Genomic DNA, 19497 nt, shown 5'->3' on the forward strand with positions numbered 1-19497 from the left:
AACAGATTGTCTGCAGAGCGGGCATCGGGCGCACCAGCAAGCTAAGAGGGATTGCATTTGTTCCCGCAATTTGGGCAACGTTAGTCGGATGCTATTTTTTTTTGGCCACTTCGCCGGATATTTTGGAGGAATGCGTACGCCATCAAGACCAGCACGACGTGGTGATTCCAGCCTCTCCAAGAACGACCTTCGAAGTTATCCAAACCGAGTTCGTCTTTGAGTTCTCGATAGCTGTGTTCGATGCCCCATCGATTCTTGGCCCTCGAAACCAGTTGTTTTAGGCTTGTATCCGCAGGAAGATTGCTGAAGAAATATTTGGCGGGTTATGCTTCGCTTTCTGGCCATTCGGCGAGTAACGAGCAGGGGGCGAGTGGCTCTTTTCCGGCCGACAGTCGGCGAGGACAATTCCCCGAAAGCCGTTAGCCCCGGCGTGACGCAGCATCGTCAGGGCCATTTGCCATTTCAGCCGATACGGGATCGAGTCCGGTATTCCTGCTTTTGCCATTCGAGCGGAATCTTCAGTCCAGACTGCGGGTAAATAAAGCTGGGCCTCCAGCCCTACAACTTCTGCCTGAGTAGCGAATTGCCATGCAACAGCCACTCGGCAACTCGCTACTTTACCGAGTGTCCCCGCATATTGACGGGCGACGCCGACGGAATGCACGCCCTGTTTGGGGAATCCGATATCGTCGATGAGGCGCGTACCGTCTGTGCCGAATTGCCGCGCGATCCATCTTTGTAGGTCAGCTATTACGGCCTGTTCCTCCTAAGAGCTTTGATTGAGAAATTGCTGCAAAGCTTGTTCGTAGTCGTTCTTGCCCTGCTCGATCGCTTGGAGGCGAGCCGCCATTGGTTCAACGCTCTTGCATTGACCGTCCAGCAAAAAGCCTCGAAAGTAACACTCGCACCAACGACGCCGACGAGGGTGTGCTAAACTCGCCGCAACTTGATCCAGAAATGCAGTGAGATCATTCTTATGTTTCGCAAGCTTCCGAGCATCGATCTCAAGAATATAGCTAAGCTGCAAAAATGCGCAAGTCCTGTAGCGGAGTAATACTAGGGGCAGAAGTTGCTTCACCTCCGGTACGTATGCCGGAGTGCTGTCAACAGCTACTGGAAGGGCGTTTGCGTCTACCAGAAAGTGCTGTTTGAGACAGGCACGCCCTCAATCAGTAGGATTTTTGCCACTTCCCTGAACTCCACTGAAAGCTCGGACAAGACTGCCGTCAACGACAGCCCGCGATCAATCTATCCGTCCCGCATAGTCGAGTTTCTGTAGCAAAATCTGATGGAAAGAATGCCAGCCTCATTCCATTCATGTGAACGGCGTAGACAGCTGCGAACACAGCCACAGTCCAATTCGGCGGGGCAGTTGATTCCAAGGTATGTTGAATCGCAGAACAAAAATTATCCCAGTTAAAGTCTGTCGATCTTCCAATCGCTTTCGACCCGGATTTCGAAAACTACGCTTTTTAGGGACGGGGATCAACGGTTGGAGAAGAGTCCTCAATTCGTTCGAGACTAGGAGTTTTGGCATAAGACAACTCCTATACTATCTCCATTACACCTTCAGGGGATCTATAAAAATGCCCTTTTCTCACAGCTTCTAAGGAAAAGGGGCTAGTTCTTTCCAAGTACGGTTGTGATTTAAATAGTGAATGTGCGGGGCTTGGTGATATAGTGATACTGAGTCCAATTCGATTCGATGCAGCAGGAGTTAGAACAGTGCAGCCTCTTGTGACTATCCCAATAGCCGCGTACAAGAGCCGACCCGATCATTTGCAAATGGCCATCCAGAGCGCTCTATCGCAATCCATAAAAGATATCGAGATTATCGTATCGGATGATTCGCCTGACGACTCACTCAGGCGTATAGTCGATACCTTTCGGGATGCCCGAATCAGCTACCACCATAACAATCCAAGGCTAGGTGTCGCCAAGAATCACTGGCGAGCTTTTGAAAATGCCAGAGGCGAGTTTATCGCAGTACTAAACCATGACGATGTGATTGCTGTGAATTTCTTAGAGAAGCTGGTAAATCCGCTACTTGCCGATCCGAACTTGGCAATTGCATTTTGTGACCACTGGGTGATTGATCTGGAAGGGCGTCAACTCTTGGATGAATCCAATCACATAAAGCAGATCTGGGGCCGGGACAAAATTATTCCTGGTGTGGTAATGCCATTTTATCATTTATTTGTGGCACAATCTGTCCCAATGGTGATGGGAGCCGTCTTCCGTAAGAATTTGTTTCCATCGAATCCGCCTGATCTAGCCGGTCCTGCTTATGACTTATGGATGACATACCTACTCTGTCGTGAAGGCCGTGGAGCTTACTATACTCCAGAGCGGCTCAGCAGTTGGCGTGCGCACCCTAAAAATATCACTAGCCAAGGAGGTTTGGATTGGTTTTATGGCTCGGCGAAATGTTGGGCGACCGCTGGTCGAGATGCCAATTTTCTGCCTTACAAGTCACAAATTCTCCGAAAAGCTGCTATAGGTTATTTTAATTGTGCACTCTTTGAATTAAGAAGAGGCAAAACGTGGAGTGCGTTCCTGTTTGGACTTCGGTCTATTAAAACAAAACCTACTTCAAAAGGATTTACTGCCTGCCTTTTACCTGTACTTCCGAAACCAATACGATGTCGATTGCTCAGAAACAAAACTTAGCCAAATTTGATTCTAGAACGGTTAGAAATATGCATCCTTACCAAGAGTAATCAGTTTTCAATATTATTTATAACTGATCATAATATTACCCTAAATACAATCGCATGAGATAAATGAATTGTATTCCCATGGAAATGAATTAATCGCCTTGGCTTGGTGCATACTTCTTGTACTTCCTGAATCGATTTAGGTTCACAACATAAATTTTGTTGGCTAATTTAAACTGCTGGTCCTTCAACTAGCAGAACAACTTGAGGTTCTCGTACATGCCACCCGATACGCGAATGTTTCGATCGCCTCCTCTCACGTTTCCTAACATTCCTGCATTAGACGGGCTTCGAGCCGTGGCAGCTTGTCTAGTCTTGATTCATCATGGAAGTTATGGCCGATTGCCAGGGGGATGGATCGGAGTAGATCTGTTCTTTGCGCTCTCGGGTTATCTGATCACGGGAATTCTTGCGGCAGAATTGTCACGAACGGGAAGGATACGATTCGGCCGATTTTACATCCGTCGTGTTTTAAGGCTTCTGCCTGCACTAATAGCTACAGTGTTGTTGGCGGGACTTCTTTGGCCAATAACCCCATTTAAAAGCCCTACTCCATCATGGCTTGAGGCCGCTGCGGCTGCGTTGTTCTATGTCGCCAATCTTGTCCCTGCCGAATCCTTGGGGTCTCTGTCACACTGTTGGTCGTTAGCGATTGAAGAGCATTTTTATCTGCTCTGGCCACCAATACTGGCTGTCGCCTGGAGGCACGGAGGTCTACGTTTAGCGATTGTTCTCGCGGTTTCAGGGATGGCCGCTGTCGCCAGGGAAATCGCGCTTAAATTCCAAGAAAACATCTAATGTCATTAATTGTATTGCGCATCGTTCTTCTTTAGTGGAGGATGTGGAAATCGCTCGCTAGATCGCCCTGGGGTTCCTCGATGTTTCAGCTTTCCGAACTATCTCCCGCGCCGGCGAAAACTCCGTTGACCGATCTCCTCGTCCACTTCGCGGATTTGCCCGACCACCGCCTCGATCGTTGCCAACAACACACGCTTTCGGAAATCATTTTCATAGCCATTTGCGCCGCGGTTTCCGGAGCCAACGACTGGGTGGCCGTCGAAGCTTTCGGCGTGACCAAGATCGACTGGTTCCGGAAGTATCTCCCCTTGCCCAACGGCATCCCGAGCCATGACACTTTCGGCCGAGTTTTCCGCTATCTGGACACGGATGCTTTCGAGGCCTGCTTCGCTTCATGGATGGCGGAAATCTGCGTCGGGACCGACCTGCTTCAGGTGGCGATCGACGGCAAGACGATGCGTTCGTCAGGCGGTCCGGGTCAGAAGTGCCTGCACGTGGTCAGCGCGTTTGCGACGGCCAACCGCGTGACGCTGGGCCAAGAGGCGGTGGACGATAAATCGAACGAGATCACCGCGATCCCGGAATTGCTGAAACGGCTGGACATTGCCGGAAAAATCGTGACTATCGACGCGATGGGCTGTCAAAAAAAAATCGCCGAGGCGGTGCGGGAACGGGACGCGGATTACCTGTTGGCGGTGAAGGACAATCAACCGACTCTCTTGGCCGAGATCAAGGCTCATTACTTCAAGCATTTGGAGTCCGGATTCGCCGATGTACCGACGACGTTCTGCGAATCGACGGAGAAGAATCGAGGCCGAGTGGAGTACCGTTCGTGCCTCGTGTTTTCGGACGTCAATTTCTTATCGATGAAGGACGATTGGAAAGGCTTGAAGACGGTGGTCGTGGTGGTGACCGACCGCCGAGAAAACCACAAGAGCGCGAGCGAAATCCGCTACTATATTTGCAGCCGAGCGTCGGACGCTCCGGTGTTGGCGAAAGCGGTCCGGGAACATTGGACGATCGAGAATAATTTGCATTGGTCCTTGGATGTGACATTCGGCGACGACGACAGCCGGGTTCGAAAAGATAACGGCCCTCAGAATTTCGCCAGGATTAAAAGGTTGGCTCTGAGCATAGTAGCGAATGCGAGCGGCAAGGAATCGATGGCAGTCAAACGACTGAAAGCCTGCGCCAGCGATGAACGCCGAGAATTAATTATTCGAGAATTCCTTCAGCTTTAAATGCGATTTCCCTGCCGCTGTCGCGGTATTTCGGTATGTTGGAGGCGCTACATGGTTTGGTTTTTCATCGTATCGCTTTACATTAACTCGGGCTGATGCGCTGCTAGCGGGGTGTTCGGCAGCCTTTATTTGTCCTCCCTCCGAGTCGAAGAGTAGAAGGCGATATTTCGCTGACATTCTTATAATCCTTGGCCTGACAGGCCTTCTAATTTTTAGCTTGAATGTAGATTCCCACGCTGCATGGCTTGTGCCTTATGGATACCTATTGATTGCGATCGCTTGCGCATGTTTGGTGACCGCCGTAACTAACTCGTATCGAATCGCGACACTTCTTAGGTTCCAAGCGTTTCTCTGGCTAGGCCGAAGGAGTTATGGGATCTACCTTTACCATTTTCCAATATTTGATGCGTTGGAATCCTATCGAGTGGAAAAATCTGTTACCAATGCGGTTTGGATTACCGTTGCTCGAGTAGGAATCACTCTTTTAGTTGCAGCTTTATCTTATCGCTATCTGGAGTCGCCATTGCTAAGACTTAAGGATCGTTTCGCAAGCCGAAACGAAAGCGAAAGTGCCTAATTTAAGAAGAACCAATGTCGCTCTTTGTGCTTATATAAAAAGAATCTGTTGTTTCAGTCTTTTAAACGACTGGAATTCATCATCTCTACCCAAAGCCCCGGTTTTAGCATGAGTTTCAATCTCCTTTTCCGGATTGGCGAGTGGTTCCAACTTGGCAAAGCGAGTTGTCTCTGGCTCACCTCGTGGGAAACGGATTTCCTAAACCGTTCCTCCTCCAGATGGAAGTTCTCTGGAACGCGAGAGGATACGGGAGTATGTTGATCGGGAGAGGCATTTCGTCCGGGGCCGTCGCTGCCTGTTGGTCATCGCCGAACGGGTCGAACCCCCCTGTGTTGTTCTCCAGCACAACAAACTGCATTTAGATCTGCGATCGGACCCGACACCCAAAAGTGTCATGCCGTATTAGACGCTTGGTATAGGGAACCGGTGCGGCTTACCCTGCCGGACTTGATAGATAAGTGGCAACCGATTTTGGGAGTCGAGGCCACCTAGCTTCTATGTGCAGCGGATGCGATCAAAATAGGGAAGCTGCAACCCGACTGCCCGCACCATCCGGATAAACACCGACTTGGCGAAGAAACCGAGGGAATGTCTATAATACATTGTCGTTCACGAACTGGTTCATTTGTTGGAGCCAACGCATAATGCCCAGTTCGTGGCCCTGAGGAACCATTTCAGGCCACGATGGCATGACCACCGCAACGTCCTCAATCGCCTGCAGCTGGGCCACGAGATTGGGAGTATCAGGAGTCAACTCGCCCTTTAAATTGCCTACTCCTCTTCAGTTGATTAAATTCGTTTTCGTAAATGCAAAATTGTTGTCGATTTCCGCTCAATTTGAAATATTTACAATGAAATTTGCAATCTGAGTGGGAGTAAGCGAAATACTCCCTGCCCTGAGACCCAGAAGCATTTTTTCGTGACTTGCGGAAGCGCACGGTTCCTGCAACGGCCCAGTTCTACAACGAGATCGCACGAATCGGATCGCTGTTGCAGGCATTTCATCAGAGAGCTTACGACTTTAGACTATTCATCTGACGATGACGACGTTAGCCAAGCCCTCACGCTTGAGATCGAATGTCATGCGGTGTAAATACTTCCGCCCTCTAACCGCCGCCGCAACCCTGCTTCCAAGCCCCGAATTTCCCGGAGAAAAAATTCAATAGTGATTGTGAATGAAATCAAGAAAAAATGGCTCTTCCGTTTCTTGGTGTAGCATCCAGAGAAATGCTTCTGGATCTGGTTGACGAAGCCGCGAATCTCCGCAACGGTCGGCCCTAATTTTTTCGCAGCCCAATTCACGTCCAGGAGTATTCTCGTCCAGAGCGTAGTTAGACTCTGAATTCCATAACTCCGACGTAGCACTACCCGAATCTTGGTATTGAGTCCTTCCACCGGGCCGCTGCTTTTGCGTTCCTCGAAGTAGGCTAAGATCCCCTCCCAGTTATTCTTGAGCATCGTGATGAACGGCTCCCAATCCATCTCGATCTCGCGGGCCTGGACGATCCAATCTTCCAACAGTCGCGAGGCTTCGGCTCGGTTCGGGGCACTATCGAAGATCTTGGTCGCCTCCCAACGCAGATGGTAGATCGTTCCCAACGAAGGCACCTTCTCGAACAAATCCTCGAGGGCCTGGACCTGCTCCGGATTCAAATCCTCCGGACGACGCCGGAAGTCGTGCATCTGAGAACGCAGCTTCTTGCGGGCTTCCCCGCTCAAACTTCGCTTGTAGGCTCGATAGTTTTTTCGCAGATCGTCCGCCACCTCACCCAATTTCTTGGCGACGTGAAAGCGATCTATCACCGACTGGCTGTTGGGTAAATGCACGCCGCAGGCTTTCAAATACGCCGGGCTCATGTCCGTATGATGCCAACGCACCGCCGACCGTTGCTCGGCCGACAAATGCTCCAAACACGCTCGCCCCGCTGCTTCGTCGCGACCCTTGGACAGAGCCAGAATCTCCGGACGCTCCGCATTCGTCAGGTCTGTGAGAATGGTCGCATATCCCTTATGCCCCTTACGCAGGCTGATCTCATCCAGACCCAAACGCTCGATCTTCCGCTGGGGATCGATCTGCTTCGCCTTGGCGTCCTCTATCCGGTTCTTGACGATTCGCTCCACCGTTTCCGCGGCGATCCCCAAACGCACTGCCACGTCTTCGGCTGTGCTCCCGATCAGACTGACCAGCACCTGCTCCTCGAAGCGAAACGTATATTTCACATCCCGACGCTTGAACGGCGGCAACAGCGATTGACGGTGACCGCACGACGGACAGCGGTGATACACCTCCTGGTACACGAAAAAGCTCGGCTTACCCCACAAATCCAGATCGCGGATGCTCAGAAACTTGTTCTTCTCCACCAATTGAAGCCGAGACTCTCGCTGGCATGTCTCGCAACAAAGATTGTCGGGCAACTGCCAACTCACGTGAAAGGCGTGGCCCCCGTCGATGCGTTCGTATTCGCCAACGCTCACTCCGGCAGGGATGTCCATGTCTATGGCAATGGTAGTCGTTGTCATCGGCTCTTCCGTGAACCAGGAAAAGGGTACTCTCGATTGCAATCTATCCCAATAGAGTCTTTCTTCTTATCTTTTGCGCTTTTTGCGCAAACTTTTTGTGTATTTTATTAAATCGCGGTTTTGAGTTCTTTCGGGAACTCTTTGATGCGGATACGAACGGCCGCCGCCATCACCGCATTGCCTTTATCCGTCACATGATAGCGATGCGCCCGCGGGACTTTCCGAATCAATCCATGAGCGCGCAACCTTCCCAATTGTCGCGAGACTCGTTGCGTTTGCCGACGCCGTTCAGCGGCATCCCGGGCGGGCTCGTTCAACGCTTTCAGGATGTCGTGGTTGCGAAACCCATTGATGCGATTATCGCCGCATAAGACAGCCAGGAATAGCTTCTGTTCTTCGGCGTGCATCAAGTTCAAGCCGCGTCGCTTCCGGTTACCCAGAGAGACGGGTTGACTCAGTTGGTCGAGTTGACGCACGGTGACCGAAGGAGCGTCCACAACGGCCAAAGCCTCGAGATAGCGTCGATTCGAAGCGCGGGCGACTTCGAGGTAGCGATAGAAATTAGACACGCCTTTGTTCATGGGGCACCAGGCCATTTTTTCGACCCCTTTGCGGATGCATCGACGGCGGACGTGGAACTCGCCTGGCTGGTTGATTACTGTTTCAATGCGGAGAATCCGTTCGAATTTGTCGTACATTTTCAGCCAATTGCCTTTCATGCGGTGCTTGACGCGTGTGCCCGGTGCCCGTTTCTTGCGGCCCAGAGTAAGAATTTCTCCGTCGAATTGAGGATAGAGCTTGCGTCCCAGGAATTTCATAAGGTCGTCGGCAGAGAACTGTTGAATCGAGTGATCGACCAGACGCGGGTAAAGAGCTTGTAAGTCTTCACGACTTCGGAACAAAACGTCCGTGCTGTACTCGGCTCGATCGATCACCCAGTAGTATTGGCAGCGGTTCAGCCAGTCTTTTTTCAATAGCGGATTGGCCCGGCGGACCCAACGGTCGAGAATTTTGATCCAATTCAAATGGGCAAAGCGATCGGCCAGGCGTTGAGCGGCTTCGGGATTGTCGAGTTGAACGAAGGCATTATCGCTTTGAAGGAAGCCGATCTGCTTTTCGTTCATCTGGCGGGCCAGCCAGTCGTGACCGTTGACGTAGACTTGGACGCTGTAAGGAAAGAAGGTTTGGATGCGGACATGGATCAGTCCGAACTCGGGATCGAGAGAATAGAAATAGACGACGCGTTGCGGGCGAGACGTGAAGTACAATTCCGGTCGATCCTTGCCGGGACGCAGCTTGACGCCGCGACCGGTTTCCATGCAGCACAGCACGGCGACCAGTCCTTCCTTTAGACTGCGTTTGGCAATCTCCTCGCGGATGATCTGCTCTTTGGTGTGCTCCCCTTGGAGAAACCGATAAGGAGCACCGGCTTCGGCGGCGACTCGTTTGCCATGTTCCACCAGTTCTTCGGACAGACCTTCCAGGAAGGGAACGAAGTCTTTGCGACGCATGCCCAGTCCGCTATCGCAGAGACGGTGGAGATCTCCATTCTTGAAAAAGGGAAGATATCCTTTGAAAATCACGCGGTCGTGACATTCCAGAACGGATAGAATGGAATCGGCGAACTTCTTCGTAAATGAGTTGATCGTCGGCATGGCGTCGAGTCTCCAACGGTTGTGTGGTTACTTCCATTGGATAAACCGACGCCATGTTCGTTAATACCTAGGGTTGCGGGCATTGCCCGCGTTAAGACACTTTCGCCGAGAGTTGCGCCTAAAAACGGAAGAGCCGTAGGATACCTATGTGAAATGGCTTCATCAGCACAGCACTGCAGCTTCCTAATTAATCGGAATTTGGGCCGGTGATTGCTGAACCGAGAAAACAGCGCCCTTCGAACGGGGAAGTTGACTGCGTAGAACCGTTGTCTCAACACTGATAATGAGCTGACGAAACCGAACTCCCTCAGAATCGCCCGTGAAGTTTTTTCCAGATCAGAAATTCATCAGTTGCGCCACACATTTTGTTTGAGTAGATTCCGACCATCTCTTTCAGACAATCCATCGAGGTAAATAATGCGCAGCACTTAGCAAAATTCCCCTCAGCCTAGGTTTGAAAATTGAAATCGTTCTAAAATGCGGAGCAGTATTTTCAAAAGAACGCTCGTATCCACAAGAGATACTTTTCAATCTGTAGGTGTGTGCATCTTCAAAATCGCACTCGACCTCGCCAAATGAATTAAGCCTCATAATAGTCCGCTCCGGAACGGGAAATGCAGTCATCTGAAACCTCTCGGGCTTTTTCCGAGGAACTCACTATCGGGGAGGATTCACACTATGCGGAATGCGAAATTCTGGATCTTAAGCGTTTGTTTTGCCACCGCTCTGACGGGCACGGCCTTTTTGGCGGGTTCGAGCAATTCGATCAGTGCCGAGCCGCGCGAAGATTTGAAGGACCACTGGCGAAATCATGACGGCCACTGGAGCTACTGGAATGAGGCCGACAAGCAGTGGTATTACACCGATGGCGTCCACTGGTTCTTCAGCACCGGTAAAGGCTGGGAACTGTACCGATTCGACAAAAAGTTCGGACACGAAGGTTTCGAACATGGGACCTATAAGGTTCCAACTCCCGAAGTCAAAGTCGTGGTTCCCCGGCACGAAGTCTGGCATCGATAATATTTCCTGTTTCCTACTCCTGTCAGAAGTCGCCCCTTCTGACATCGCTTCATTTCGAAGCTATCGCATGCCACTTTAAATTCGAGCCAACCTCCCTGCACTTTTCTAGAGAAACCTCCACATCGGCAACTTTTGGCTGTCGTTTGGATACGACAAAGAAAACAGTCTCCCTCCGATGGGTTCTCTAACTAACTCTTTTTTCGGTATATCCGGCTCTGAATTTTTGCAAGAAAATACGAAGTGTTCTCCCAAATTCGTCGACACTCACTCAACGAATATCGTCTCTTCTTCGAAAAAGAGTGCGTCCAAGCAATCCGCCAAAATAAAGATCAAAGAAAGGCCGACGAAGTGGAGGACCGCCCAGAAATCTTGAATTCTTTGTTGCCGAGATGAAATCATTTCACTCCCACTTTTCCGTTCCGAAGTTCGCCGAGTCATCGATTCCTGTAAACGCCGGTCGAAAAGGGGCTCTGTCGCACAGTTGGTGACGAGCGTTGGTTAGAATGTCTTTAGGAATTCATTCTGACGGGACGCAGCATCATGACTCTGCAGGACTTCTTTCCTCAAGAAGCCGGTTTGGTCGTCACCGATTTCGCTCTCACTCCGGATCTTTTGGCGATTGCTCTAAAAACCACATGCCCGAGTTCGCAGTGCCCCGACTGTGGCCAGCTAACATATCGGATTCACAGCCATTATCGGCGTGTATTGGCGGACTTACCCTGGCAAGCTCGACGAGTATTGCTCCGGATCGAACTGCGAAAATTTCGATGCATGAATGCCGCTTGCCCCAGGCAAATCTTCTGTGAACGGCTACCTCATGTATTTGCTTCCCATGCTCGAACAACGGATCGATTAAAAGCTCTCCAGAAACAGATCGGTTTGGCATTAGGCGGCAGGCCGGGTACTCGACTCACGGAGAAGTTATTCGTCCCGACCAGCAAAGACACCCTTTTACGTCGAGCCAAAGACAAAGTCGACTCCTTAACCACTCCCCGTGTTCTCGGAGTGGACGATTTCGCTTTTCGAAGAGGGCAAAACTATGGCACCATCCTGGTGGATTTAGAAAAGCATCGCGTCCTAGACTTACTACCCGATCGAGAGGCTAAAACCCTGGCGTGTTGGTTGAAGGCCCATCCTCAAGTGGAAATTGTCAGCCGAGATCGAGCCACGGCTTACGCCCAAGGCATTCGTGAGGCCTGTCCTCAGTCGATTCAGGTGACGGATCGTTGGCATCTTCTGAAAAATCTGCGGGAAGCCATCGAACGCTGGTTCGATGGAAAGCGGGAAAAGATTCGGGAGTTGATCCAAAAAAGTCACTGCGAAAAACCTTCCGTCATTCAGGAACTTACCAATCAGGTAGCCGGAGGGCTCTCCGATCGGCAGAAATCCCGAATGGAGCAATAGGAGCAAGTACGTCGCTGGCATGAGGAAGGTCTATCGAAACTGCAAATTCACAAACGAACAGGTCTCCATTTCCGAACGATCGACCGCTACTTGCGGCGAGAGGATTGTCCGAATTGGCTTCCCGGACGAAGAGGTTCCTCTCGTTTGGATGTTCACGAAGGCTTTATTAAGGAGCAATTGCAACAGCCCAACCAGACGGCCCAAAAAATCCACCAAGCTTTGAGAACAAAGGACTGTTCAATCGGTTATTCGGTCGTCAAAGCCTGTGTTCGACGTTTGAAAACCGAACTGGGGCTGCCCCTTTCCCGTCCCTCAAAGCCTTTCCCACCTAATCGAGTTCCTTTGCCTTCTTCACGAAGTCTAGCCATGAACTTGTTGCAAAAATCGGAAACTCGATCCGAGGAAGGAAAACGCATTCTTGAGATTATGCACAGTGCCGGAAGCGAGTTTCAGGGGCCTATCGATTTGACTTTAGCCTTTGCAACGCTCTTAAGAGGAAAGCAGGAATCGGCATTTTCGGAAGGGCTTCAAAAAGTGGAAGCCTCCACGGTTCTCGAATTAAAGCGGTTTGCTCAAAGCTTGCGAAACGACGAAGCCGCAGTTAGAGCGGCCGTAACTCTTCCCTGGAGCAATGGCCAAGAGGAAGGACAAGTTAATCGATTGAAATCGATCAAAAGAGCGATGTTCGGTCGAGCCAAGTTCGATTTGCTGAAAGCGAGAGTGATTTGCAACGGGTAAATGAGTAACTTGCCTGGAGGTAATTTTCTCCGCTCCCTAGTGAAGCGTCAGAACCCGTGCAAATTCGCCCGCCAAAAATCGCCTGGATGAAGACAAAAAGACGGCTCTTTCGCTTAGTGGATCACCAACAAATAATCTGCACCAACTGTGCGACAGAGCCCCTTTTCGACCGGCGTTTACACTGCTGATCTCCGAGATTCTAAGGCCGAGTCATCAATGCCTCGGCGAAACAGAGCGATGCCAGATAACGGCTTTGAGTATTGTCGATTGTCCGGCGGAGATCGGGATGTCGGCAATATTCGAGAAGGGATAAGTTACGAGCGGCTTCGTGCTGCGGATGATTCGGATCTCGCTGCACGTGGTTAATATGGGATAACGCTCGCGAGATGGGATCGCGAAGCAGCGTCACCATCATGGGAATGTAACCCAGATATAAAGGGAGCAAACCACCAAAATGTCCGACCAGGACGCGGGTCGACGCAGAGATCTTGTGACCAGTAGCTAGGAAATCATCCCAGATCTACTGCGGGGAGACGGCCTCGGGAGCATATTGATCCCGAAAGGCGTGATGTAAACTCGTACCGGCCGTTTTGGGAATATGAAAAAAATAGAGTAGCTTCGAAGGCGCCGACGTTTCGTTCTCCTGTGAAGTTACCAGATTTTTTGGGATCATCTTTCACCGGTTTCGGTAAGGACTTTCACGCTAATCCTGACGAGTTTGGTTTGCTCAAGGGGGAAAATCTGAAACGAAATTCTCCCTATTTATCGTCTGGTTATGGAATTAGATGAAGTGGAAGATTCGGCCGCACTGATTTTTCATTATTGAGGCCAAGTTCGGGAAAAGGAAAACTTTGGATAACTCCCACTGAATGCCTCGGAGTTCCCTGGGAATTGATAAATCCCGTTGAAACCACGAATTAATCTAAGCACTAGGAAGGCGGATCATCTTGTTTAACATGTTGACTGCCTAATCGACTTTCGACCCGCCTGAACGAATTGAATGTGGAGGACGTTTGCTTTGGCCGCTCGAACTTGTTCTCGAAGCTACCCTCCGAAAGGCACTCATCGTAAGGGTGAGCGGGTCCGCGTACTCGAATCTCCTTAAAGGCTGTCGCTATTTGAACTCTCTCTAAATCTTATCTAAATTCCCGCCCTTTTTGCGTCATTACCTTTGAGAGAAGTCTAGCTTTGGCTTCTTTCCAGTACGCCTCACTTGGGGCTTCACTTTACCCCTTTTCAACACACGACAACCGCCGAACCCCGGCGGTGGTTTCGTTTCTGGAGACTTCTCATGCTGATTCCGATGTCCGTTCCCGTTTCGATTCCCGTGCTGTCGCTCGAAGATCGCCAGCAGGCGTTCATGACGATCCTGCCCTTGCTGGAGACGAAGGCTCGATTTGCCTTTCGTGATCTGGAAAGCCGCCACGATCGCGATGACGCGGTAGCCGAAGTGGTTGCCCTGGCCTGGGAGCATTTCAGGCACTCCCGGTCCCTGCCCGCCTCACTCTTCATTAAGCAGATTCCGCTGTTTATCGCCACCGTCCGGCAACAGCTCTCAGTTCGCCCAGTTTAAATCTTTCCTTCTCTTCCAAAAAGGACTTTCTCATGTCGCGACACGTTTTACTCGAAGAGTTCCATCTGTCGTTTCTGATTCTCGCCGATACGGCCGAAGCCGAAGTGCAGAGAATCCGCCGGCAATTGAATCGCTCCCGCTTCCAGGCTCTGCTCCGAAGAACCCTGATTCATTTCTTCCGGAAGTATCGGGCTCTCGATTCGGTCGTTTTCAAACTGTCCCGGTAGAGCCGTCTTGCGGTGTCTGCCAATTTGCCTTTCTTCCTATCGCCTAATTCCCAACCTTACCAAGGACCTTCCCATGAAAACCCTCGTTCCCGACTGCGCGGCCCTGCAAGCCCATTTCGCTTTGCTCCGTTCGGAATTAGCTTCCGGTCTGATCGAACGGGACGAAGAGATCGATTTGTGTCTCACCGCTCTGATCGCCCAAGAGCATCTGCTCCTGGTCTCCCCGCCCGGCTGTGCCAAGTCCTTACTGCTCGATTCACTCCTGAAAGCCACCGGCGGCTCCAAGTTCTCGATCCTGCTCACCAAGTTCACCGTCCCCGAAGAGGTCTTTGGGCCGATCTCGATTCAGGGACTGAAGGAAGACCGCTTCCAGAGAATCACCAACGGCAAACTCCCCGAAGCCGACTTCGCTTTCCTCGATGAGGTCTTCAAAGCTTCCTCGGCGATTCTGAATACCCTCCTGAAGATCCTCAACGAACGGACCTTCGATGCCGGCGAAGGTTCCTTGCGCAAGGTTCCCCTCAAGCTCTGCGTGGCCGCTTCCAACGAATGGCCGGCCCCGGAGAGCGCTCAGGAACTGGCCGCGCTCTTCGACCGCTTCACTCTGCGGAAGAGTTTATCGCCGATTCGCTCGCAGGCGGGTCGGAAGAAGCTGCTCTGGAATCGGGAGCATACTCCCAAGGTCTCGGTGCACCTGAAGCCAACCGATCTAGAAGCCGCTCGCCGCTATGCCCGGGAGTTACCCTGGTCCGTTTCTGCCCAGGAAGCCCTGGAAACGATCCTTAAAGACCTAGCCAAGGAGGGCATTCAACCGGGCGATCGCCGCCAGTTCAAAGCGGTCGGCATCGCGCAGGCGTACGCTTTCCTGCACGGGGCCGAGCAGGTCGAACCGGAGCATCTGGAAGTGGCCGCCCACGTTCTCTGGGACGATCCCCGGGAACAGCCCCAAAAAGTCGCTCAGGTGATCGCCCGAATTGCCAATCCGATCGGCATGCGGCTGAATCAACTGCTCTTGGAAGTCGAACAAGTTCTGTCCAGCACCGATGTCCGCAAGCTGCCCGAGACGGCCAAAGCCGCCGCCAAGCTCGGCGAGATCGACAAGCAGCTGAGTGAATTGAAGTCCAATGACCGGGTCACCCGAACCCGGAACTACGTTCGCGAACAGCTCCGACAACTCAAACTCGCCTCGCTGGAGGCGATCTAACCCCAGGGAAAAACCATGAATGCCGAAGAACTCCGTAAACTCTTCGATCTCGATCGCCCGCTCTCGCCCAGTCCCTCCTCCGCCGAAGACTCCCCTTCTCCTTTCTCTTCCGCTTCGCCTCCCTCTGCTCCCTCGGGGAATCCAACCGCTCTGCAGGTCGATTCCTGGGGGCTGCGTCGGGGTAGCGATCTGCTGCGGGATTCTCCCCGCTTGCAATCGTTCGGTCTGGAGGATTACGCCATCGCCGATTTTCATACGGCGGCTTTTGAACCGGAACCGCAGCTGTTGGAGGATTGCCAGGATCCGGTTCGCCGGGGCTTTTTGGTCGAGCTGTTCCAGACTCCGGAGTATCAGGCGTTGCACGCCGGGACTCGACTGGATGAAGTCTCCTCCGAGATTACCACCCTGCACTTCGCTGAACAATTCGCCGCTCTGCGGAATGCGGCTGCCACGGCCGAACCCGAGATCGCCACATTAAAAGCGGTCAGCCGGGCGGTGCTGGCCGCTCGCGAAGAGGTCGACCAGTGCCGGGAAGCGATTACTGCTCTCGGCGGCGGGCTCGGTCCTGGAACGCCGGGCTCGGTCGATCCTAAGGCGATCGCTCAACTATTCCAGCGGGTCCGTCAGGACCCCACGTTGCGAAGGATCTGCGAACTGGCCGGTCGTTATCGGCGACTGGCCCAATCGAGCCAGCGTCGCAAATGTGCCCATGGTCAGGACGATCTGGTCGGAGTGACTACCTCAGGAGACTTGGCCCAACTGCTGCCGCACGAGTTGGTCCGCTTGGGAATTCCGGAGTTAGAACTGGATACCCTGCGACGTCTGGCGGAACGGCAGTGCCTGGCCCGGGACTACCAGTCCTTGGAGCCGGTGGGCAAAGGTCCGATCGTGGTGGTCATCGATGAATCGGGCTCGATGGCGGGCGATAAAGTGCAAACAGCCAAGGCTCTCGCTTTGGCTTTGGCTTGGATCGCCCGGCAGCAGCGTCGCTGGTGCGGCCTGATTGCCTATTCCGGCGATACCGGTGAACGACTGTTGTCCCTGCCGCCGTCCCGCTGGGACGAATCGGAAGTGCTCGACTGGCTGGGGGCCTTCCTGGGGGGCGGTTCGACCTTGGATGTTCCGATTGTGGAACTGCCTTGGATGGTGGAACAGCTCTGGGCTCCGGCGGGGATTACCGATGTCTTGATCCTGACCGATGCCATCTGCTCCATTCCCCTGGAGTTGCAGCAGAATTTTCTGCGCTGGAAGCAATCGGTTTCGGCGCGGGTGATCTCGTTGGTCTTGGCCGATACTGCGGGAGACCTGGCGGCGTTGTGCGATGAAGTCCATCTGGTTAAATCGCTCGAAGTCACCGAGACCGCCATCGGTTCCGTGCTGTCGATCTAGTCTCCCTTTTTTCCATCGTGGTGAAAGCTCGCAGATCTTCTTATTCAGAAGATTCCGCGGGCTTTTTTCGTTTCCATTTTTCATTCTTGAACCTGAAGGAACTCTCTATGAGTGCTTTGATCAAAACCAACATTATGCCGAAGGTAACTCCGGGAGCTCGCCTCTTGGGCGAAATCATCACCTGGACCGCTTCGGGAGCCAGCGTCCGGCACAGTGACTTGATTCGAGCCCTGAAAGAAGTCGGCCTCGATGAAAGCGTGGCCCGGGAGTTAGCACCCCGGCACGCTTTTGCCCGGGCCTGTCGCAAGCTGTCGGAAGCCCGAATTATTCGGCAGATTGTCGAAGATGAAGTCTCGATTCAATTTCAGTTTACCCAGGAATCGAAACAGGGGGACCGCTTCAGCTACGACTTCGAAACCCTCCTCACGCTGACCAAGAAGACCGGGCAGGTCCACTGCGACAAACGGGAACTGGCTCTATTGGCTCAGGAAGAACTGGATCGCTGCATTGCGGTGCGAACCGGCAGCGATATCACCCGAATTGTGCAGAAACTTTTTGAGCGGGAAGCCGATCTTTTCCCGATTCGGCCCCAAGGCGGAGCCTACTTCGTGCCACAGGTGCACGCCGGCTTCATCGATCGGGTGCAGAGCTTGCTGAAGCAGCTTAATGGTCAGATGCTGCGCTTCCCGGTGCCGGAAGGAACCGCCAGCGGAGATGTCTCGGTGAAGGAAGCGGTGGCTTCCGGATTATCGGCTCTGATTACGGAACATGAGGAAGCGATCGCTTCGTTCGGCGAAGATACCCGGCCCGATACGGTGGAACGAGCCGCTGAGCGGATTCGCAACACCAAGTTCAAAGTCGAAGCCTATGCCGCTCTGCTGGCCGATCAAAAGCATCAGCTGGAGCTTTCCTTGGCCACGGCTTCCCGAAAGCTCCGTCAGAAGGTCGAAAGTCTGGCTGCTGAGCGGGAAGCGGTCTTGGTTTAGTTCGGCCGGTTTTCAACTGATTCGCCATTCGGTATTTTTTGCCCTTTGCCCACCTACTCGCCCTTTCACTCCAACACTACTCACCGAAGGAAGATCATGATCCATTTGCAGCGCCGGCAAGTCCGGCAGTTACGCAGCCTGTTCAAAAAATTGGGAGCGGCCCGAAGCCCGGCTCCTCAGAATCTCTTACTCCAAACCGATGCGAGCGGACTTACGATTCAGGGCTCGATCGGCGAAGTCACGGCGATTTACCGGCAGCCGGGTTCTTTCGCCGAAGAACAGATGACCATTCCTTTTGCCGTGTTCAATGATACCGCCGGTTCGGACGACAGCGTCATCGAGATCGTCGCACTGGTCCACCAGAAGTTGCGCGTCGCCTGGAGTTCGAATACGGTACCGCAGATTCGCGGGTACGAGATTCCCATCAGTGTCGAAAGCCTGCCTTTACCGGAAGTCTGGACGCCGATGGATCTGCGTCTGCGGGAATCTTTATGCGAGGCGATGAAGACGGCCAGTCCCGAGGCCACACGGTACGCCGTCAATTACATCCAGTTGCGGGGGAGAACCGGCGAAGTCATCGGAACCGATACCCGGCAGCTCTTCATCGAATCAGGATTCGCTTTTCCTTGGGACGATGAGGTCTTGATCCCCCGGTCTGGACTCTTCGCTGCGGAAGAACTCTCGGCGGACAGACTGGAAATCGCTCGTACAAAAACGCACCTCTGGTTCCGCTTGGGGTCTTGGATGATCGCCTTGCTAATCGCCTCGGAAGCCCGTTATCCCGAAGTCCATCGAGCGATTCCTGCCTCTTTGGAAGCGACGCGCTGGAGGATAGACCCGGGAGAATCGCACGGGTTGGCTCAGTGCTTGAAGCAGTTGCCGGGCGAGAAAGATCCGCATCGACCGGTGACGGTGGAACTCAACGGTCACGTTGCGATTCGGGCTCGAGGAACCGAAAGTCTGCAAACGACCGAAGTTCACCTCAATCGCTCTCAGGTGGAAGGGAATCCGATGAGTCTCGCCTTGGATCGAGCTTACCTGCAGCGAGCCTTGCAGTTGGGTTTTTCGGAGTTCCAGATCGTTCATCCCGATAAACCGATAGTCTGCCAGCAGGGCAGCCGAAGGTTCGTCTGCATGCCGCTGGGTAAAACCTCGGTGATCGCGGCTTGTCCAGAGGCCTTGCAGGTGGAGTTGGGAGAGACTGCCCGAGCGATGAGCGGCAAAAATACTTCGACGAGAATACGAGATCGGGCCAGGAACTTCAGTTCGGCGATTCTGGCCGGTCTTCTGGAAGAAGCGAACTCCCTGCAATCGGTAGTTCAAGCCCTGCTGGAGCGATTGACCTATTTAAGCGAAGAGCTCCATCGGTTGCTTCCTCGCCGGAAATCGGAGCGCATCGGTGTAAATACTCCGTCCGAAGCCATGATCGATCCATTTCTTTAACCGTT

Annotated in this window: 18 protein-coding genes and 1 pseudogene; 13 read left to right on the plus strand and 6 right to left on the minus strand. The window is 52.6% G+C overall.

Annotated elements, in window-relative coordinates; translation table 11 throughout:
- Positions 1-80: 80 nt before the first annotated feature.
- The 3 genes and pseudogenes from KIH39_RS07835 to KIH39_RS26985 form a co-directional block, all read right to left on the minus strand.
- Positions 81-272: a transposase gene (locus tag KIH39_RS07835; RefSeq protein WP_213500331.1), complete on the minus strand. Its 192-nt coding sequence runs from the start codon at positions 270-272 to the stop codon at positions 81-83.
- Positions 273-277: 5 nt separating this feature from the next.
- Positions 278-1078, minus strand: a pseudogene (locus KIH39_RS26530) (IS701 family transposase).
- Between the two features lie 237 nt (positions 1079-1315).
- Complete coding sequence (locus KIH39_RS26985) at positions 1316-1537, minus strand: transposase (RefSeq protein WP_213498790.1); 222 nt, start codon at positions 1535-1537, stop codon at positions 1316-1318.
- 200 nt (positions 1538-1737) lie between these two features.
- Here KIH39_RS26985 and KIH39_RS07855 point away from each other — a divergent pair, with 200 nt between their 5' ends.
- The 4 genes from KIH39_RS07855 (at position 1738) to KIH39_RS26995 (ending at position 6099) form a co-directional block, all read left to right on the plus strand.
- On the plus strand, positions 1738-2670 hold the full coding sequence (locus KIH39_RS07855) for a glycosyltransferase family 2 protein (protein WP_261353357.1): 933 nt from the start codon (positions 1738-1740) through the stop codon (positions 2668-2670).
- A gap of 284 nt (positions 2671-2954) precedes the next feature.
- Complete coding sequence (locus KIH39_RS26990; protein WP_390623697.1) at positions 2955-3515, plus strand: acyltransferase family protein; 561 nt, start codon at positions 2955-2957, stop codon at positions 3513-3515.
- Between the two features lie 80 nt (positions 3516-3595).
- Positions 3596-4756: an ISAs1 family transposase gene (locus KIH39_RS07865; protein ID WP_213498793.1), complete on the plus strand. Its 1161-nt coding sequence runs from the start codon at positions 3596-3598 to the stop codon at positions 4754-4756.
- A gap of 1178 nt (positions 4757-5934) precedes the next feature.
- On the plus strand, positions 5935-6099 hold the full coding sequence (locus KIH39_RS26995) for a YgjP-like metallopeptidase domain-containing protein (protein WP_449343002.1): 165 nt from the start codon (positions 5935-5937) through the stop codon (positions 6097-6099).
- A gap of 314 nt (positions 6100-6413) precedes the next feature.
- Here the strand turns inward: KIH39_RS26995 and KIH39_RS07875 are convergent, their stop codons facing one another.
- Complete coding sequence (locus KIH39_RS07875; protein WP_213498795.1) at positions 6414-7853, minus strand: ISL3 family transposase; 1440 nt, start codon at positions 7851-7853, stop codon at positions 6414-6416.
- Between the two features lie 107 nt (positions 7854-7960).
- The gene (locus KIH39_RS07880) at positions 7961-9508 is read right to left on the minus strand and encodes a hypothetical protein (RefSeq protein ID WP_213498796.1); all 1548 of its coding nucleotides are present in this window, start codon (positions 9506-9508) and stop codon (positions 7961-7963) included.
- A gap of 678 nt (positions 9509-10186) precedes the next feature.
- Here KIH39_RS07880 and KIH39_RS07885 point away from each other — a divergent pair.
- From KIH39_RS07885 to KIH39_RS07895, 3 genes are all read left to right on the plus strand, one after another.
- Positions 10187-10528, plus strand: a complete 342-nt coding sequence (locus KIH39_RS07885; RefSeq protein WP_213498797.1) for a hypothetical protein — start codon at positions 10187-10189, stop codon at positions 10526-10528.
- 540 nt (positions 10529-11068) lie between these two features.
- On the plus strand, positions 11069-11932 hold the full coding sequence (locus KIH39_RS07890; RefSeq protein WP_213498798.1) for an ISL3 family transposase: 864 nt from the start codon (positions 11069-11071) through the stop codon (positions 11930-11932).
- Between the two features lie 426 nt (positions 11933-12358).
- A complete protein-coding gene (locus KIH39_RS07895) occupies positions 12359-12670 on the plus strand; it encodes a transposase (RefSeq protein WP_449343003.1) in 312 nt (103 codons plus the stop codon).
- A 199-nt stretch (positions 12671-12869) separates the two neighbouring features.
- On the opposite strand, the gene KIH39_RS07900 is transcribed toward KIH39_RS07895, so the two are convergent.
- Positions 12870-13115, minus strand: coding sequence for a hypothetical protein (locus tag KIH39_RS07900; RefSeq protein WP_213498800.1), 246 nt, complete (start codon positions 13113-13115; stop codon positions 12870-12872).
- Between the two features lie 846 nt (positions 13116-13961).
- Here KIH39_RS07900 and KIH39_RS07905 point away from each other — a divergent pair.
- The 6 genes from KIH39_RS07905 to KIH39_RS07930 all read left to right on the plus strand — a co-directional run bounded on the left by KIH39_RS07905 (position 13962) and on the right by KIH39_RS07930 (position 19492).
- On the plus strand, positions 13962-14243 hold the full coding sequence (locus KIH39_RS07905; RefSeq protein ID WP_213498801.1) for a hypothetical protein: 282 nt from the start codon (positions 13962-13964) through the stop codon (positions 14241-14243).
- A gap of 32 nt (positions 14244-14275) precedes the next feature.
- Entirely contained in the window at positions 14276-14470 is a 195-nt protein-coding gene (locus KIH39_RS07910; protein ID WP_213498802.1) for a hypothetical protein, read from the plus strand.
- A 73-nt stretch (positions 14471-14543) separates the two neighbouring features.
- Positions 14544-15674 carry an AAA family ATPase gene (locus tag KIH39_RS07915; protein ID WP_213498803.1) on the plus strand — a complete coding sequence of 377 codons (1131 nt, stop codon included), beginning with the start codon at positions 14544-14546 and terminating at the stop codon, positions 15672-15674.
- Between the two features lie 15 nt (positions 15675-15689).
- Positions 15690-17063, plus strand: a complete 1374-nt coding sequence (locus KIH39_RS07920; protein WP_213498804.1) for a hypothetical protein — start codon at positions 15690-15692, stop codon at positions 17061-17063.
- 107 nt (positions 17064-17170) lie between these two features.
- On the plus strand, positions 17171-18049 hold the full coding sequence (locus KIH39_RS07925; RefSeq protein ID WP_213498805.1) for a DUF6744 family protein: 879 nt from the start codon (positions 17171-17173) through the stop codon (positions 18047-18049).
- A gap of 96 nt (positions 18050-18145) precedes the next feature.
- Positions 18146-19492, plus strand: coding sequence for a hypothetical protein (locus tag KIH39_RS07930; protein ID WP_213498806.1), 1347 nt, complete (start codon positions 18146-18148; stop codon positions 19490-19492).
- Positions 19493-19497: the final 5 nt, after the last annotated feature.

Source organism: Telmatocola sphagniphila (genome assembly GCF_018398935.1).
Taxonomy (GTDB): Bacteria; Planctomycetota; Planctomycetia; order Gemmatales; family Gemmataceae; genus Telmatocola; species Telmatocola sphagniphila.

Excerpts from the sequence above, each read along its gene's own strand:
- KIH39_RS26985 (WP_213498790.1), bottom strand. The coding sequence starts at position 1,537 with ATGCCAAAACTCCTAGTCTCGAACGAATTGAGGACTCTTCTCCAACCG.
- KIH39_RS26990 (WP_390623697.1), top strand. The coding sequence starts at position 2,955 with ATGTTTCGATCGCCTCCTCTCACGTTTCCTAACATTCCTGCATTAGAC.
- KIH39_RS07865 (WP_213498793.1), top strand. The coding sequence starts at position 3,596 with ATGTTTCAGCTTTCCGAACTATCTCCCGCGCCGGCGAAAACTCCGTTG.
- KIH39_RS07875 (WP_213498795.1), bottom strand. The coding sequence starts at position 7,853 with ATGACAACGACTACCATTGCCATAGACATGGACATCCCTGCCGGAGTG.
- KIH39_RS07880 (WP_213498796.1), bottom strand. The coding sequence starts at position 9,508 with ATGCCGACGATCAACTCATTTACGAAGAAGTTCGCCGATTCCATTCTA.
- KIH39_RS07885 (WP_213498797.1), top strand. The coding sequence starts at position 10,187 with ATGCGGAATGCGAAATTCTGGATCTTAAGCGTTTGTTTTGCCACCGCT.
- KIH39_RS07890 (WP_213498798.1), top strand. The coding sequence starts at position 11,069 with ATGACTCTGCAGGACTTCTTTCCTCAAGAAGCCGGTTTGGTCGTCACC.
- KIH39_RS07895 (WP_449343003.1), top strand. The coding sequence starts at position 12,359 with ATGCACAGTGCCGGAAGCGAGTTTCAGGGGCCTATCGATTTGACTTTA.
- KIH39_RS07905 (WP_213498801.1), top strand. The coding sequence starts at position 13,962 with ATGCTGATTCCGATGTCCGTTCCCGTTTCGATTCCCGTGCTGTCGCTC.
- KIH39_RS07910 (WP_213498802.1), top strand. The coding sequence starts at position 14,276 with ATGTCGCGACACGTTTTACTCGAAGAGTTCCATCTGTCGTTTCTGATT.
- KIH39_RS07915 (WP_213498803.1), top strand. The coding sequence starts at position 14,544 with ATGAAAACCCTCGTTCCCGACTGCGCGGCCCTGCAAGCCCATTTCGCT.
- KIH39_RS07920 (WP_213498804.1), top strand. The coding sequence starts at position 15,690 with ATGAATGCCGAAGAACTCCGTAAACTCTTCGATCTCGATCGCCCGCTC.
- KIH39_RS07925 (WP_213498805.1), top strand. The coding sequence starts at position 17,171 with ATGAGTGCTTTGATCAAAACCAACATTATGCCGAAGGTAACTCCGGGA.
- KIH39_RS07930 (WP_213498806.1), top strand. The coding sequence starts at position 18,146 with ATGATCCATTTGCAGCGCCGGCAAGTCCGGCAGTTACGCAGCCTGTTC.